The sequence below is a fragment of the Dyella telluris genome (assembly GCF_014297575.1).
In the GTDB taxonomy this organism is placed as follows: domain Bacteria; phylum Pseudomonadota; class Gammaproteobacteria; order Xanthomonadales; family Rhodanobacteraceae; genus Dyella; species Dyella telluris.
Genome location: NZ_CP060412.1, coordinates 2875544 through 2890497, shown reverse-complemented (window position 1 = coordinate 2890497; position 14954 = coordinate 2875544). Strand labels below are relative to the sequence as shown.

Genomic DNA, 14954 nt, shown 5'->3' with positions numbered 1-14954 from the left:
GCCGCATCAGCCGTTGTCGGTCACGACGTGCACCGCCGCACCATCCACGAGCAGCAGCTGGCCGTCCGTCACCACCGTCTCGTTGCCGGTCAGGCCCTTCTCGATGACGATCTGCGAGCCCGTGGTGGGCCCGGCGGTCACCATGCGTTGCTGCACCGTGCCGTCACCGTTGGCGACGAACACGAAACTGCCCAGCGGCGAGTTCTGCAACGCCACCACGGGCACCGTCACCACGTTGGCCAGTCGCGTGGTCGGCAGCGACACTTCCACGAACTGCCCCGGCGTAAGCCGGATGTCGTCGTTGGCGTAGCGTGCCTTGAGCTGGATGGTGCTGGTGGTGGCATCCACCGCGTTGTTGATGAAGTCGAGCTCGGCCTCCATCGGCGCGGCCTTCGAACCGGGAACGTTCACCGTCACCGGCACCTTGCCGCGCGCCATGGATTCCTTGATCCCATCGAGCCCGGTTTCAGGAACCGCGAAGGTCACATGGATGGGGCGGATCTGGTTCAGCACCACAATGGAGGTGTCGTTCGCCGTGACCTGTGCGCCCGGATACACCAGCGGTGCGCCGGCAATGCTGTCGAACGGCGCCTGTATCTGCGCGTAGCCCAGCTGCGTGCGTGCCAGCTCCACCGCGGCCTTATCGGCCTTCACCGAGGCGGTGTAGATGCCCTGGTTCGCCTTGTAGGTGTCGTAATCCATCTGCGACACGTAACCCTTGCCGAGCAGGGGTTGGTAGCGCTTGATGACGGTGTTGGCGTTGTCCAGCTGCGCCTGGTCCTTGGCAAGGTTGCCCAGCGCCTGGTCCACCTGCGCCTGCAGCAGGCTGGGATCGATGCGGATGATGGTGTCGCCCTGCTTCACCTGTCCGCCCGGCGAGAACAGCAGCGTCTGCAGCTGGCCGCTGACGCGCGCCTGCACGTTCACCGTGGAAAACGCTTCGGCACGGCCGATCACTTTGAGCCGCAGGTCCAGGTCACCGCGATGGGCACTGGCCACCTTCACCGGCACGGACGACGACGGGGCGGCAGGCGTCTTCGCCTTCGCACGCTCGCTGCCACGGTACATCTGCGCAGCGGCGACGGCGGCGATGATGCCCGTGGCGAGCACGATGGATTTCCTGCGGATCGTACGCTGCATGATGTCTCCGACCACTCACCGCTACCGACATGCCCGTCATGCGCCGGGACGCCGCTTTATCGGCTGCGCTGCCTGTCCAAAAGGGAATGCACCTTGCCCGCTCTGCCGGTGCGTTGCACGGGCATGGTGGAAGCAGCGGGAGATCAACACCCGCACGACCGGCAGCACCCTGCAAAACGCCCCCGTCAGGCTGGCGCAATAGTTCTGCAAAGTAGTGTGGCAGGGCAGTGACGCGCACCTGCCAAAAGGCCTGGAACGGGTGTCTTTTCCGGGACGAGCGTGACCGGGTCGCCGACAGGGCGTGGCAAGAGCCCGCCTGTCGGTCGCGCGGCAGTGTGCTGGCGGCCTTAGGCCTCGCCTACTTCCTCGGCGGTGCCGGTATCCAGCGCCTGGAGGTTGTCCTTCATGCGGTTGAGCACGCCCAGCGCCTGTTCCAGCTCGGCCACGGGGATGCCCTTGGCGGCGTCCTTGCGGATACCCCGCGCAATGAGTTCCATGTCGGCGATGACGCCGCGCGCCTGGTCGGTGACATACAGGCGCCAGGCGCGGCGATCCTTGGGATCGGGGCGGCGCTCGACGAAACCGGCGGCCTGCAGGCGATCGATCACGCGCCCCACCGCAATGGGCTCCATCTCGAGCGATTCGGCCAACTCGGTCTGGCGCATGCCTTCGCGGTGGTAAAGCATCTTCGTGGCCCGCCACTGTGCACGGGTCAACCCGAATTTCACGGCGCGTCTGTCGAAGTGCTTGCGGATGAGCAAGGTGACGTCGTTGAGCAGATAGCCGAAGGAAATGTCTTCTGCCTTAGTCATGGCGATGGATCAGTCCCGGAGGGCAGGATGGAAGGCCAAGCATACGTCGCAACTTTTTACGAAGCCAATGCCTGTGAACATCGAGATCATCACTGGTGACATTACCCGCCTCGGGACGGATGCCATCGCCAATGCCGCCAACACCTCGCTACTGGGTGGCGGTGGCGTGGATGGCGCCATTCACCGTGCCGCAGGCCCACGGCTACTGCAAGCCTGCCGCGCCATCCCGGAGGTCAGCCCCGGCGTACGCTGCCCTACGGGTGAAGCCCGCGTCACGCCCGGCTTTGACCTGCCTGCGCGCTACATCATCCATACCGTTGGCCCGGTGTGGCATGGCGGCAGCCACGGCGAGGCGGAACGGCTGGCCAGCTGCTACCGGCAAAGCATGCTGCTCGCGACGGAGTATGACCTTTCCTCCATCGCATTTCCCGCGATCAGTTGCGGCGTGTTCGGATATCCGCCGGAACAGGCGTCACGCGTTGCTTTGCGCACCCTGCTCGATGGGCCCACGGGTGGCCCCGAGCAGGTGTTGATCTGCTGCTTCGGTGACGCCATGGCCGCCCTGTGGCGCGCCGCGCTCAACGACGAAGATTGAAGGGATAGAGCGGCGGCAACGGCGAGCCGTCACCGGCCTCTGCCGCAGGCTGCCACGCGAAGCCTTGCTTGAACGCCTGGGCGAGCCGGTCGCCAAGACCCGTTTCTTCCACCCCCGCATAGCGCTTGCGCTGCAGCGCATCGATGGCTTCGCGCTGTGGGCCAGCCGACAACGCCTGCGCCAGCTCACCCAGGTTCTGCAACGCGGGTCGTTCCGCGCGCGCCCAGGCGAGCAGTGCGCTGGCCTGCCGCCCAGTGTCATTCCCCTTTGCCTCGGCAAGGAAGGCCGCCTGCAGACGTGAGGCCGATCCGTTCGTGGCATCCGGGGAAACGCCCGGCGCCGACCGGGGCCCACGCGGACGCCGACGCCACACCAGCCACCCCACCACGCTGATCACCCACAGGCCCAGGCTGATCAGGGCAAGCAGGCGCCACGGGATCTGCCTGACAGCGGTGACAGGGACCTCGCCGGGCGTGGTGGCGGGCGCTGCAACGCTGGACTGCGGAGCCGACGACGAGGAGGCAGGCGTCCCGGCGGCGGGCAGTACGGTCAGGGTCTGCGCCGGAATGCGCGCGGTTTCGGCGTGGTTTTCCGCCACGTTCCACCAGGTGAGCGTGGTTTCCGGAATGGTGAGCGTGCCGGCGCGATGCGGCACCACGGCGAAACTCTGCTGCCGACGTCCGACCAGCCACGGGCCTTCCACGCGCGTGCCGTTCACCGGCTTGTCCGGATACACGGTGGCGCCGTCCAGCGACGGCAGGCTGAGCGACGGCAGCGCTTCGTAGGGCAGCCCGGTGGCCTGCAGACTCATCACCAGGTTCAGCGGCTCGCCGACATGCAGATCACCGTGCGCCGGGCCGCCATCCATGGTGAGGCTGAGCGCGCGCGCGGGCAGCCACGCAGCGCGCGAGGCCTGGGCCGGCGCTGCGCGCACATCGATGTCGACCGCCGGCGAGGCCGCGGTCACCGGCGTGCCGTTGCCAAAGAAGGCGTCCGAATTGGCCATGTTGACCGCTTCGCCCTGGAACGCCACCGACGGAATCTTGAGGTGCCCCTCGCGCTGCGGGATGGCGGCGTAGCGGCGCTCGATGACGTTGTAGCGGCGACCGCCCCGCTCGGCCTGGTAGTTGACCTCATCGCCCAGCCGGCGGAAGTCGATGCCCGTGACCTGCGGATCTTCCAGCGCACCGCTGGTGAGGTCGGTCGCGAAGAACAGGCGCACGGTATAGGTCATCTGCTGGCCGACGTAGGCGCTCGCCGGATCGACCGTGGCCTCAAGGAAAACGTCCTTGCGCCCCGCCGCCTCGACGCTGGCATCCGCGGGCGTCACCTCCAGCTCCAGCGGCCCGGTGGTGCCGCCGGCGAAGGACAGCGCGGGAATGTGCAGCGTACCCGCGTGCAAGGGGCGCAGGGCCACGCCCACGGTCAGCTGTGCGGCGCGCTGCCCGTTGATGATGCTGATGCTGGTGTTGCTCGACGAACCGAGCACGGCGAAATCGCGCGACAACACGCTCAGGTCGGGCACGGACGCCATGCCGCCGCCATTGGCGCGCAGGTTCAGTGTGACGGTCTCGCCCAGGGCCACTTGCTGGCGATCCAGCGTGGCCTGCACCTCGGCGGCCAGCGACACCAGCGGCCACAGGCAAAGGATGCCGCAGCACAGGAATCTCCACAGACGCAGCTTCACGGCGAATCACCCTCTGACGGCCCGGCGCCACCGTGGCGCTGCCGGTATTCCAGTTCGAATTTGCGTCGCAACAGCGCCCCCGGGTCGTCCGGCACGCGCTGCAGCGCCTGGCGTACATCGGCGGGCAACTTCGCTTGCGGATCGTCCTTCTCGATGGCGCCCAGCTCGTGCGCGCCGTTCTGTGGCTTGTCCCTGGCCTGTTGACCCAGGGCCGCGTCCATCTGCTTCTGCAGGGCCTGCTGCGCCTGTTCCTGGCGGGCACGCTGCTCGGCCTGCTGCTCCGGCGTCTGCGGTGGAGTGGCGCCACCCTGATCCGGAGAGCGGTCCATCGGCTGGTTGCCACCCTGCTCACCCTGCGGCTTGCCGTTGCCCTGCGCGCCATCCTTGCCGTCCTGCGATGGCTTGCCCTGACCCTGATCCTGCTTGCCGTCCTCGCGCTGCGGCTGGCCGGACTGGCCCTGCGCGTTGTCGGGCGGCGTGGTGGTTGGACCCGGGCCAGCCTTGCCCTTGTTGTCCTTCGCGCCGTTGTCGTTCTGTGGATTCTTCTGTTGGCGATGCATCCAGTCTTCCACCGCCTTGCGGTTGGCCTGCGCATCGGCGTTGTGGGGATCCACCTTGAGCGCGCGGTCATAGGCGTCGAGCGCGCCCTGGTAATCGCCCTGCTTCGCCAGCGCATTGCCGAGGTTGTACTGGGCATCGCTGCCGGGAAGGCTGCGCAGGTCCTTTCCCGCCGTGGCGTAGTCGCCCGCGCGATAGGCAGCTGCACCACGCCATGCCGGATCCTTCGCCAGCTGCTGCGCCCGTTTTGCATCGCCCTGCTGCAAGGCGGTGGCCGCCTGCTGGTCGGGGCGATGCCACAGATCGCTCCAGCTGCTGGCGCGCGCCGGACCGGGCCATGCCGGAAGCAGCGCCAGCGCCAGAAGCATCAGCCAGCCACGACGAAACGACACCGCCGCGAGCGGGAGCAACAGCAACAACAGCCACGGGCCGCGATCCTGCCATTCATCGCTGTGCAGGTCCGCGGCCGGTTCCGCCTCGCCATGCGTCGCCAGTTCGGTGGCGAGGGCTTGGATATCGCGGTTGTCGTCGGTCATCGGCACGTACTGCCCACCGCCGCTGGCAGCGAGTGCACGCAAGGCACTGTCGTTGCGGCGCGCGAGCAGCATGTCGCCGTGTTCGTCACGCTGGAAGCCCTGGTCCGACAACGGCACGGGCCCGCCCTGAGCGGTACCCATGCCGAGTACCGACACGCGCACGCCATCGGCCGCCGCCTTGCGCGCTGCCGCCTGCGCCGCGTCGCCGGCATCATCGGTGACCAGCACGAGTGATCCGCCACCCACCTTCGCGTCGCGAATCAGCGCGGTGCCGCGCTCGATGGCCTGGGCCGCGTTGTCACCATCCACCGGCATGGTGTCTGGCGCAAGCGCGTCGAGCAGGTCGTTGAGCGCGGACGCGTCCGTGGTCAATGGCGCCACCGCGAAGGCTTCGCCGGCGTAGGCAATCAAGGCATTGAGTCCATCGTGATTGACGGCGAACAGGTCGCGCACCTTGTAGCGCGCCCGGTCCAGGCGGCTCGGCGTGACGTCGCGCGCCAGCATGCGCTGTGACATGGAGACGGCCACCACCTGCGCCGCACGCTTCGCGTAGAGCGGCTGCGCGACACGGCTCCAGGTGGGTCCCGCCATGGCCAGCGTGACGAGCAGCCAGCCACCGGCAAGCAGCCACGGCGAAGCACGGCGGCGCACCGTGGTTCCCTTCAGCAGGAATGGCAGCAGTTCGGGGTCGACCAGGCGCGAGAGCTGTTCGCGGGCGCCCTGTCGACGCGTCGCGATCAGGACCAGCAACGGCAACGCCACCAGCGCAAGCAGCCACCATGGCCGCAGGAAGTGGAACTGTTGCAAGGCCTCGCTCATGCGAATGCCTCCCGGCGACGCACGCCCGGTGCAAAGGCCAGCAACCAGGCGAGCGTGGCCAGTGCGAGCGGCCAACGGAAAAGTTCGTGGCGCGGCCGCAGCGACGGCCCCTGCTGCGGCATCGGCTCCAGCGCGTCGATGGCGCGATAGGCGTCGGCAAGCTGGTTCGAATCGGTGGCACGGAAGTAACGGCCGCCCGTCTGGCCGGCGATGGAGCGCAGCATGCTCTCATCGAGATCGGCAGACGGATTGACCGTATGCGTGCCGAACAAGTCGGGAATGTTCATCTCCGTCGCACCAATGCCAATGGTGTAGATGCGCACGCCGGCTGCCTTGGCCGCATGGGCCGCATCGAGCGGCGTGATGTTGCCCGCGTTGTTCACGCCATCGGTGAGCAGCACCACCACGCGGGCCTGCTCGGGCTGGCCTGCCAGTCGCTTCACCGCCACGGCAATGGCATCCCCGATCGCAGTCTCCGTGCCGGCGAGCCCCACGGCTGCACCCTGCAGCTGCGCCTGCACCGCGTGCAGGTCGTAGGTCAACGGCGTTACCAGGAATGCGCGACTGCCGAACAGGATCAAACCCATTTCATCGCCACTGCGCCGCGCGATGAAGTCACCGGCAATGGCCTCGACGGCACCGAAGCGACTGACGGGCTGTCCGCTCAACTGCATGTCGTCGGTACGCATGCTGCCGGACAGGTCAACAGCCAGCATCAAGGCACGTCCGCTGCGCTGCTGCACCTGCGGCGGACCGACCCATTGGGGACGTGCCGCAGCGACCAGCAGGGCCAGCCACGCGAGCACCAGCAGCCAGGTGCGCCAGCTGCCGCGGCCCTGCCGTTCCGGCGCATCCAGGTGCACACCGGGATGCGGCAGATGCAGGGCTTGCCCCGGTGGTGCCGGGCGCAACCACCAGCGCACCAGCCACGGCAGGGGAGCCAACACGAAGATCCACGGCCACGCGAACGCCATCATGGCTGCACCTCGCCTGCGGCGACGATGCCTTGTGCAGGCGGTCGCCGGGCTTGGCCACCCTGCCGCCACGCCAGTACCAGCCAGCGTCGTACTGCCGATACGGCTGCATCGGCATCCAGTGAGGCATCCGGGCGAAACATCGCCGTCTCCAGCGCCTGCAATTGCCCGAGCGTCGATGCGTCGACGGGAACGCGCGCCAGGGTCTGGCGCCAGGCGTCGCCGCGCTGCTGTCCTGCCAGCGGATCGAAACGCAACGCGGCGCGACGCAGCAGCTGGTGCAGCGCGGACGCCAAGGCCTGCGGCTGCTCGCGCCACAGGGCCGCCACGCGATCGACCTCCGCCAGCACCTGCATCTCTGCGGCAAGCCTTCGGGTTCGACGGCGCCACCACCAGAGACTCACCGCTATCAGCACGATGGCCAGCACGACCAGGCCCCACCAACCCGGTGCCAGCGGCCACCACGAGGGCGCGGGTGGCAAATGGATATCCCGCAGCTGGGGTCCGTTCGGCGTTGCCGCTGACGCGCTCATCGACGCACTCCGGGCGCGAGCAACGACATCAATGCATCCAACGGGTCGGCAGCGGTATCGATGGTGACATGCGGCACGCCCAGCGATTGCGCCATGCCGTTCAATCGTGCCTGCCCCGCACCCAGCGCCTGCTGGAATTCCCTGCGCTGGCGTTCGCCAAACAGCGCCACTTCACGGCGTACGCCATCGTGTTCCATGGGATAGCGGCCTGCCGGCGGCATGCCCAGTTCCAGTGCGTCCGCCACGACCAGCACGCGAATGCCGGCCTTGCCCGAGAGATCGAGCAGGCGCCCGCGGGAGGCTTCATCGGCACTCAGGCCATCACTGATCAGCAGCACCCGGTTGGCGCCGTGCATCAGCCGTCCGGCGCGCAGCAGCGCATCGGACAACGGCTCACCCGGCGCATCCTGTGGGTTGGCATCCCAGTCGGCCAGTGCACCGCAAATCGCCAGCGCGCCGCGCGTGCCCGCCTGGGGACGCAACAAGCGGTGCCCATGACCAAACGACATCAGTCCCACGCGTTCCCCGGCGCGCACCGCGTACCACGCGGCCAGCGCAGCGGCGCGCGCGGCCTGCACGGACTTCAGGCGCACGCGGGTGCCGAAGCGCATGCCTTCGTGCGCATCAAGCAGGATCATCAGGCGACCTTCGCGCTCTTCCTGGAACAGCTTGGTATGCAGTCGTCCGCTGCGCGCCGTCAGCCGCCAGTCCAGGCGGCGCACGTCATCGCCCGGCTGGTAGATGCGCGACTCGGCGTAATCCATGCCACGCCCAAAAAGGCGGCTCGATTGCTGGCCGGCGCGCATGGCGCGACTCTCCAGGCGCGGTAATGCGGCCTTGGCGACTCGGGCGCGCAGGGCGACCAGCTCGGCCAGGCGGACACGCGTGCGCCCATCGCCGTCCGATGGGATGTCGACGACGGCACTCACGGCAAGGGCACGAGGTCCAGTACGCGACGGATGACCTTGTCGCTGCGAATACCCTCGGCTTCCGCCTCGTAACTGAGCAGCACGCGATGACGCAATACTTCGTGCGCAATGGCGTGCACGTCTTCCGGAAGGGCGTAGTCGCGACCCGCCAGCCATGCATGGGCGCGCGCGCAGCGATCCAGTGCGATGGTGCCGCGTGGGCTTGCGCCCCAGGCGATCCAGCGCTTGAGTTCCGGCCCGTAGACGCCCGGCTCGCGCGTGGCGAGCACGAGCTGGGTGATGTACTCCTCCAGCGCCGGAGCCATATGCACGTCGAGCACGGCTTCGCGCGCGCTGAACAGATCCATCTGACTCAACGAGGGACGCGCCGCCGACACCGGATGCAGGCTGCGGCGTGCCTGTTCGCGCGCGAGCTGCAGGATGGCCAGCTCTGCGGATGCATCGGGATAGCCGATGGTCACATGCATGACGAAGCGGTCCAGCTGCGCCTCGGGCAGCGCAAAGGTGCCCTCCTGCTCGATCGGATTCTGCGTCGCCATCACCATGAAGAGCTCGGGCAGGTGCCAGGTGCTGCGACCCACGGTGATCTGGCGCTCGGCCATGGCTTCGAGCAGGGCCGATTGCACCTTGGCCGGTGCACGGTTGATCTCGTCCGCCAGCACGATGTTGTGGAACAGCGGCCCCTTCTCGAACTCGAAACTGCCCGATTGCGGGCGAAAGACGTCGGTGCCGGTGAGGTCGGCCGGCAGCAGGTCCGGCGTGAATTGCACGCGGTGGAAGTCCGCCTCGATGCAGCCTGCCAGCGCCTTGACCACGGTGGTCTTGGCCAGGCCGGGCGCGCCTTCCACCAGCAGGTGCCCGTCCGCCAGCAAGGCCACGAGCAGGCAGTCAATCAGGTGCGGCTGGCCGATGACGCTGCGTTGCAGCTCATCGCGAACGTGCAGGAACGCCTGCTGCAGGCGGGATGAGGAAGAAGCCTCGGGCATGTCCATCAGGGGAATCCATCGGGGGTTGAACGTAGGTCAGACCTTAACCGGCCCCGGAAGTTTAATACCCATGACTTCCGGCCCCCGGATCGCCGGCCGCGCCGGCAAAAAGAAGGGGCGGCTATGGCCGCCCCTTCTTTTTGTTTTCCTGTGGTCAGACCGGTTACTGCAGGCTGTCGCTCAGGATGCGCGGCGTCACGAAGATCAGCAGCTCCGCCTTGTCGCTTTCACGCGAGGTGTTGCGGAACAGGATGCCGATACCCGGAATGTCGCCCAGGCCCGGCACCTTGGTGGCCGTGTTCTGCTTGGTGATCTCGTAGATGCCACCCAGCACCACCGTCTGACCGTTATCGACCAGCACCGAGGTGTTGATCTCACGCGTGTCGATCTGCGGCACCTGGCCACTGCCCGGCACGGTGATGAACTGGGCCAGCGCATCCTTCTTCACATTGATCATCAGGTACACGCGGTTGTCAGAGGTGATGGTCGGCGTGACCTTCAGCTCCAGCACGGCGTCCTTGAACTGGACGGTCGCCGTACCGCTGCCAGACGCACCCGTGGCGCTGTTCTGATAGGTCACGTAGCCGATTTCCTGGCCCTGGCGGATCACCGCTTCCTGCTGGTTGGCGGTAATGACGCGCGGGCTGGAGATCACTTCGCCACGGCCTTCGGTCTGTGCGGCCGAGAGTTCCAGGTCCAGGGCGTAGTTCTTGCCCAGGATGCCCAGGGCGAAGCTGCCGCCGGACCCGGCGGCCGGGAGGTTGACGTTGATGCCGCTGGCGGTGCCGTCGCCATTACTCGAACCACCGGTGGAGAGGGTCTGGCCGCTCGGGTTCACCTTCTTACCCTGCACGCCGAACTTGGCGCCAAGCTCACGGGTGAAGTTGTCGGTGGCAATGACGATGCGCGATTCGATCAGCACCTGCTGCACCGGTCTGTCGAGCACCGCGATCAGGGCCCGCAGTTCGCGGATCTTCTGCGGGTTGTCGTTGATCAGCAGGGTATTGGTGCGCTCGTCGAACGACACGCTGCCACGCGCTGACAGGAAGCCGCGAGAACCGTTGCCGCTACCGCTACCGCCCTGCCCCTGCATGCTGCCCTGGGTCAGCAGCTTGGCAATGTCCTTCGCCTTGCCGTAGCTGATCGGCACGTAGTCGGTGACCAGCTCGGCATTGTCTTCCGCCTTCATGCGGGCATCGGCAATGCTCTGCTCGTACTTGGCCAGTTCGTCCTGCGGCGCAATCCAGATCACGTTGCCGTTGCGGCGCTTGTCCAGGCTCTTGGCGCGCAGCACCACATCCAGCGCCTGATCCCACGGCACGTTGACCAGGCGCAGCGTCACGCTGCCACCCACCGTGTCCGAAGCCACCAGGTTGAGGCCGGAAATGTCTGCCAGCAGCTGCAGGGCCGAGCGCACCGGGATGTCCTGGAAGTTGAAGGTCACGCGGTTGCCCGTGTAGACCGGATCCTGGCCCTTGGCGGTGACGCCATCGGCCTTGGCGTCCTTCTTCTTCGGCGCCACTTCCACCACGTACTGGTTGCCGCTCTGGTAAGCCGAGGTATCCGCCGGCCCCTTCACGCTGATTTCCATGTGCGCGCCGCCGCGCGGACCGGCCTTGGTCACGATGGACTGCACCGGCGTGGCGAAGTCGAGCACATCGAGGCGCTGGGCCAGGTTGGCCGGAAGGTTGGCGTGATCGATGTCGACAATGACCTTGTCGTTCTGGCGCTTCATGTCGGCATTGGCGCCGGCCGCGCTGAAATCGATCAGGATGCGGCCTTCACCGTTCGGACCGCGGCGGAAGTCGATGTTGGAGATCGCCGGACCGTTCGCCATCGAAGGCAGTGCCTTGGACGGGTCGATGGTCGCAGCCGTGGTGGTGGTCTGCGCATCCGTGCCGTTGTTGACGGTCAGCACGAGGCTGTTGCCCTCGACGCGTGAACGGTAGGTGGAGTCACGAAACAGCTCCACCACCACACGGGTACGGCCACCGGCAGACACTGCCGACACGCCGGACGTCGAGCCCTTGCCGATATCCAGATGGCGCGGTGCCGAGTTGTCTGTATCCGGGAAATCGACAGCGATGCGCGGCGGATTCCCGGTGGTGAAGATCTTCGGCTCCGGCACCGGCCCCTGGGCGAAGTTCAGGTGCAGCTCGACGCGGCCACCAGGCAAGGCGTCGTAACTGATGTCCTTCAGGGTGCTGGTGGCAGCGGCTGCCGCATTCGACCAGGCAGCGCCCAGCGCCAGCAGGCTCACGACCACATAACGGCTTGCCTGGCGCATGACGCGGCCTCGAACAGTTTTGAATTGATTGGTCATTGCATCAGCCCCTGTTTCTTATTTCTCGCTGAGCGCGATGCTGGCGGAACGTTCCATCCAGCCACCGTTGCCGTTGGAAACCAGTTCCACCAGGTCGAGGTGGTCGTCGCTGACCGCGGTGACCCGACCATAGTTCTGGCCCATGTATTCGTTACGATGAACGCGGTGGATCACGCCCCCTGGATCCTTCACCAGCACTTCCATGCCGGCGCCGGTCCCCACGGTGCCCACCATCTTTAGGCTATCCAGCGCGAACATTTCCAGCGGCTCTTTCGGCCGGTTTTCATCCGGCCGAGGTCCCGTGTTGGAGTTCCCCTGGAGTTCGGCCGTGCTCGGACTGAACGGATCACGCTTGTCCTGATCGGCGTACTGGAAGGTTTCGAACGTCTTGATCACCGGCAACGGCGGGATCGGCGCACCCTTCTTCTGTTTCTCTTGCGCGACCCACTGGTGCAGATCGTCCTGCCCGCTGCAACCGGCGAGGGTCAGCAGCGCGCACATCACCAATGACGCTTTAGCCATGAAGGCAGGCGCGGTGGCAGTCAATTTGCTCATTTCCGCCCCCCGGTATTGCCAGCCTTGCCGCGCGGCGACTTGGCGTTGGCCGCCTTGGCTGATGCGCTTTCGTCTTCATCCAGATAGCGGTACGTCTTCACCGTGCCCTGCAGCACCAGCAGCCCCGAAGCCTTGTCCTTGGGTGTCAGCGACACGTCATGCATGGTCAGGATCACCACGCGCGGCAGCGAAGCCACGCCGCTGATGAAGGTACCGAACTGGTGATAGGTACCCACCATGCGCAACTGGATCGGCTTCTCTGCGTAGAAGTCCTTCGGCGACTCCGGGCCCGGCTGGAACAGCTCGGTTTCCAGGCCTGCCGACAGCGCGGTCTGCGAGATATCCACCAGCAGTTCGGGCATTTCCGTCTTGCTGGGCAGCTGGCGCAGCAGCTGGCGCAGCATGTCCTGCATTTCATCCAGCTGCTGCTGGAGCGCCTCGAGATTAACCGACTTGGCCTGCTTGTCGGAGAACTCCTTCTTCAGCTGGTCTTCCTTGCCGGCCGCCGTCTGCAACTGGTCCTGCTGGTCGCTGATGAACAGGTACCAGCCGAGGAACACGATGAGGACGAATACCAGGCCGCTGAAGAACATCTTGATCGACTTGGACCAGCCGCCGATGTTGTTGCGGTCGAGGCTCTGCAATTCCTGGAGGAACTTCATGACTTGGCTCCTCCGTTGGCTGCAGGAATGGCCGGCTTGGCAGCCGGAGTCGGGGCGGTCGATGCCGCCTTGGCTGGCTGGGCGGCCTTGCCCTGGCCCGACGGCGCGGCCGACGAACCCGCCGCAGCCGGAGCCACGTCACTGTTCGCTCCCTCGCCGTTCTCATCCGGCTTCGGGCGGTTCAATGCCACGTCCAGTCCGAAGGAGTAAGGCAGACGGCTGTCGCCATGGGTGTTTTCGGTCTTGCGCAGATCGGCATGCCCCATCCACGGCGAGGCTTCGATGTTGCGCATGTACTCGGCCACGCTGGCGTTGGACTGCGCCACGCCGTCCAGGGTCATCGACTCGCCGGTCTGCTTGAGGCCGTTCAGGCGCGCACTGGCCGGAATGGTCTTCACCAGCTCGTCGAACAGATGGACCATCTGCGAACGATTGGCCTGCAGCTGCTCGATGATCTGCTTGCGGGCCAGCAGGCTCTCGCGGACCTTCTCGAGGTCCTTGATCTTGGCAATGCGCTCGTCGAGCTGCTTGATCTCACCCTGGAGGTAGGTGTTGCGATCGTTCTGGGTGCTGATGCGTGCATCCATCCAGAGCGACCACACCAGCACCGCCAGCACGGCCGCCACCACGGCGGAGCCGAGCTGCATGAAGAACTCGCGCTCGCGCTGCTTGCGCCGTTCGGCTCGCCACGGGAGTAGGTTGATGTGTGCCATCAGTCAAAGCTCCTCAGCGCGAGGCCGACCGCGATCATCAGCGCGGGGGCGTCCTGTGCCAGCGACTGGGCCTGCACGCGGGGCGACAGCGACATGCGGGCCAACGGGTTGGCCACCAGGCACGGCACGCCGAGCTGCTGTTCAAGCATGGGACCGATGCCGTCGATGGAAGCGCAACCGCCGGCCAGCACGACCTGATCGACCTTGCTGTACTCGCTGCCTGCGAAGAAGAACTGGAGCAGGCGGCTGATCTGCTGCACCAGCGATTCCTTGAACGGCTCGAGGGCCTCGCTCTCGTAGGAGTCCGGCAGCCCGCCCTTGCGCTTGGCCCGGCCGGCTTCCTCGTAGGAAAGGCCATAGCGGCGCATGATCTCGTCGGTGAGCTGCTTGCCGCCGAAGACCTGCTCACGCGAGTAGATGGTGCGCTGGTTGCGCAGCACCGACAGCGTGGTCATGGTGGCGCCGATGTCCACTACGGCGACGAGCGCATCGCGCCCGACGTTGAGCTGGTCGGCCACCATCGCGAAGGCGTTCTCCATGGCGAAGGCCTCGACGTCGATCACCTTGGCGGTCAGACCGCCCAGATCGAGCGCGGCAACGCGCATGTCCACGTTCTCGGTGCGCGAGGCCGCGAGCAGGATGTTGTTCATTTCCGGGTTGTCACGCACCGGACCGAGAATCTCGTAGTCCAGGCTGACTTCCTCGATCGGATACGGGATGTACTGGTTGGCCTCGACCTGGATCTGGCCCTCGAGGTCATCCTCGGACAGCTCGCTCGGCATCGGGATGACGCGAGTGATCACTGCCGACCCGGCCACCGCTGCCGCCGCATGCTTGAGTTTGGTGCCCGAGCGCGCCAGGGCGCGCCGGATGGCCTCGCCCACGGCATCGACTTCGACGATGTTCTTCTCGACCACAGCATTGGGGGGCAGTGGCTCAACCGCGTAGTGTTCTACGCGATAGCGACCGCCGGCCTGGCTGAGCTGCAGCAGCTTGACGGCCGTCGAACTGATGTCGACGCCAACAAGCGGCGGCTTCTTGGGTGTAAAAAGCCCCACGATTTTCCCCCTTGCCCCTAGGCGCCCGGGCCAGTGACTGGCACAGTGCGCGTCGGCATTTAATCCAAAAATTA

Annotated in this window: 14 protein-coding genes; 1 reads left to right on the top strand and 13 read right to left on the bottom strand. The window is 66.4% G+C overall.

From position 1 onward, the window contains the following. Positions 1–6: 6 nt before the first annotated feature. Positions 7–1140, bottom strand: a complete 1134-nt coding sequence (locus H8F01_RS12795) for an efflux RND transporter periplasmic adaptor subunit (protein ID WP_187055493.1) — start codon at positions 1138–1140, stop codon at positions 7–9. A gap of 347 nt (positions 1141–1487) precedes the next feature. After that, complete coding sequence (locus tag H8F01_RS12790; protein WP_187055492.1) at positions 1488–1952, bottom strand: MarR family winged helix-turn-helix transcriptional regulator; 465 nt, start codon at positions 1950–1952, stop codon at positions 1488–1490. 73 nt (positions 1953–2025) lie between these two features. On the opposite strand from H8F01_RS12790, the gene H8F01_RS12785 reads away from it, so the two are divergent. After that, the gene (locus H8F01_RS12785; RefSeq protein ID WP_222615661.1) at positions 2026–2547 is read left to right on the top strand and encodes an O-acetyl-ADP-ribose deacetylase; all 522 of its coding nucleotides are present in this window, start codon (positions 2026–2028) and stop codon (positions 2545–2547) included. On the opposite strand, the gene H8F01_RS12780 is transcribed toward H8F01_RS12785, so the two are convergent. The 11 genes from H8F01_RS12780 to H8F01_RS12730 all read right to left on the bottom strand — a co-directional run bounded on the left by H8F01_RS12780 (position 2531) and on the right by H8F01_RS12730 (position 14880). Continuing rightward, positions 2531–4234, bottom strand: coding sequence for a BatD family protein (locus H8F01_RS12780; RefSeq protein WP_238480971.1), 1704 nt, complete (start codon positions 4232–4234; stop codon positions 2531–2533). The genes H8F01_RS12785 and H8F01_RS12780 overlap by 17 nt on opposite strands. Further along, positions 4231–6147, bottom strand: a complete 1917-nt coding sequence (locus H8F01_RS12775) for a tetratricopeptide repeat protein (RefSeq protein ID WP_187055490.1) — start codon at positions 6145–6147, stop codon at positions 4231–4233. Before H8F01_RS12775 ends, H8F01_RS12780 begins: the two co-directional genes overlap by 4 nt. Continuing rightward, a complete protein-coding gene (locus H8F01_RS12770) occupies positions 6144–7124 on the bottom strand; it encodes a VWA domain-containing protein (protein WP_187055489.1) in 981 nt (326 codons plus the stop codon). The genes H8F01_RS12775 and H8F01_RS12770 overlap by 4 nt, the downstream gene beginning before the upstream one ends. Next, entirely contained in the window at positions 7121–7654 is a 534-nt protein-coding gene (locus H8F01_RS12765) for a DUF4381 domain-containing protein (protein WP_187055488.1), read from the bottom strand. Before H8F01_RS12765 ends, H8F01_RS12770 begins: the two co-directional genes overlap by 4 nt. After that, positions 7651–8583, bottom strand: coding sequence for a DUF58 domain-containing protein (locus H8F01_RS12760; RefSeq protein WP_187055487.1), 933 nt, complete (start codon positions 8581–8583; stop codon positions 7651–7653). Before H8F01_RS12760 ends, H8F01_RS12765 begins: the two co-directional genes overlap by 4 nt. Continuing rightward, positions 8580–9575: an AAA family ATPase gene (locus H8F01_RS12755; protein ID WP_187055486.1), complete on the bottom strand. Its 996-nt coding sequence runs from the start codon at positions 9573–9575 to the stop codon at positions 8580–8582. Before H8F01_RS12755 ends, H8F01_RS12760 begins: the two co-directional genes overlap by 4 nt. A gap of 157 nt (positions 9576–9732) precedes the next feature. Further along, the gene (locus H8F01_RS12750) at positions 9733–11856 is read right to left on the bottom strand and encodes a type IV pilus secretin PilQ (protein ID WP_187055485.1); all 2124 of its coding nucleotides are present in this window, start codon (positions 11854–11856) and stop codon (positions 9733–9735) included. 54 nt (positions 11857–11910) lie between these two features. Then, a complete protein-coding gene (locus H8F01_RS12745; protein WP_187055484.1) occupies positions 11911–12447 on the bottom strand; it encodes a pilus assembly protein PilP in 537 nt (178 codons plus the stop codon). Then, positions 12444–13109 carry a type IV pilus inner membrane component PilO gene (locus H8F01_RS12740; RefSeq protein ID WP_187055483.1) on the bottom strand — a complete coding sequence of 222 codons (666 nt, stop codon included), beginning with the start codon at positions 13107–13109 and terminating at the stop codon, positions 12444–12446. The genes H8F01_RS12745 and H8F01_RS12740 overlap by 4 nt, the downstream gene beginning before the upstream one ends. Continuing rightward, positions 13106–13822, bottom strand: coding sequence for a PilN domain-containing protein (locus tag H8F01_RS12735; RefSeq protein WP_187055482.1), 717 nt, complete (start codon positions 13820–13822; stop codon positions 13106–13108). The genes H8F01_RS12740 and H8F01_RS12735 overlap by 4 nt, the downstream gene beginning before the upstream one ends. Further along, a complete protein-coding gene (locus H8F01_RS12730) occupies positions 13822–14880 on the bottom strand; it encodes a pilus assembly protein PilM (RefSeq protein WP_187055481.1) in 1059 nt (352 codons plus the stop codon). Before H8F01_RS12730 ends, H8F01_RS12735 begins: the two co-directional genes overlap by 1 nt. Positions 14881–14954: the final 74 nt, after the last annotated feature.

What these genes read in the sequence shown, in the direction of transcription:
- H8F01_RS12735 (WP_187055482.1), bottom strand. Translation starts at nt 13,822, where the DNA reads ATGGCACACATCAACCTACTCCCGTGGCGAGCCGAACGGCGCAAGCAG.
- H8F01_RS12740 (WP_187055483.1), bottom strand. Translation starts at nt 13,109, where the DNA reads ATGAAGTTCCTCCAGGAATTGCAGAGCCTCGACCGCAACAACATCGGC.
- H8F01_RS12795 (WP_187055493.1), bottom strand. Translation starts at nt 1,140, where the DNA reads ATGCAGCGTACGATCCGCAGGAAATCCATCGTGCTCGCCACGGGCATC.
- H8F01_RS12790 (WP_187055492.1), bottom strand. Translation starts at nt 1,952, where the DNA reads ATGACTAAGGCAGAAGACATTTCCTTCGGCTATCTGCTCAACGACGTC.
- H8F01_RS12750 (WP_187055485.1), bottom strand. Translation starts at nt 11,856, where the DNA reads ATGCGCCAGGCAAGCCGTTATGTGGTCGTGAGCCTGCTGGCGCTGGGC.
- H8F01_RS12770 (WP_187055489.1), bottom strand. Translation starts at nt 7,124, where the DNA reads ATGATGGCGTTCGCGTGGCCGTGGATCTTCGTGTTGGCTCCCCTGCCG.
- H8F01_RS12745 (WP_187055484.1), bottom strand. Translation starts at nt 12,447, where the DNA reads ATGAGCAAATTGACTGCCACCGCGCCTGCCTTCATGGCTAAAGCGTCA.
- H8F01_RS12765 (WP_187055488.1), bottom strand. Translation starts at nt 7,654, where the DNA reads ATGAGCGCGTCAGCGGCAACGCCGAACGGACCCCAGCTGCGGGATATC.
- H8F01_RS12755 (WP_187055486.1), bottom strand. Translation starts at nt 9,575, where the DNA reads ATGGACATGCCCGAGGCTTCTTCCTCATCCCGCCTGCAGCAGGCGTTC.
- H8F01_RS12775 (WP_187055490.1), bottom strand. Translation starts at nt 6,147, where the DNA reads ATGAGCGAGGCCTTGCAACAGTTCCACTTCCTGCGGCCATGGTGGCTG.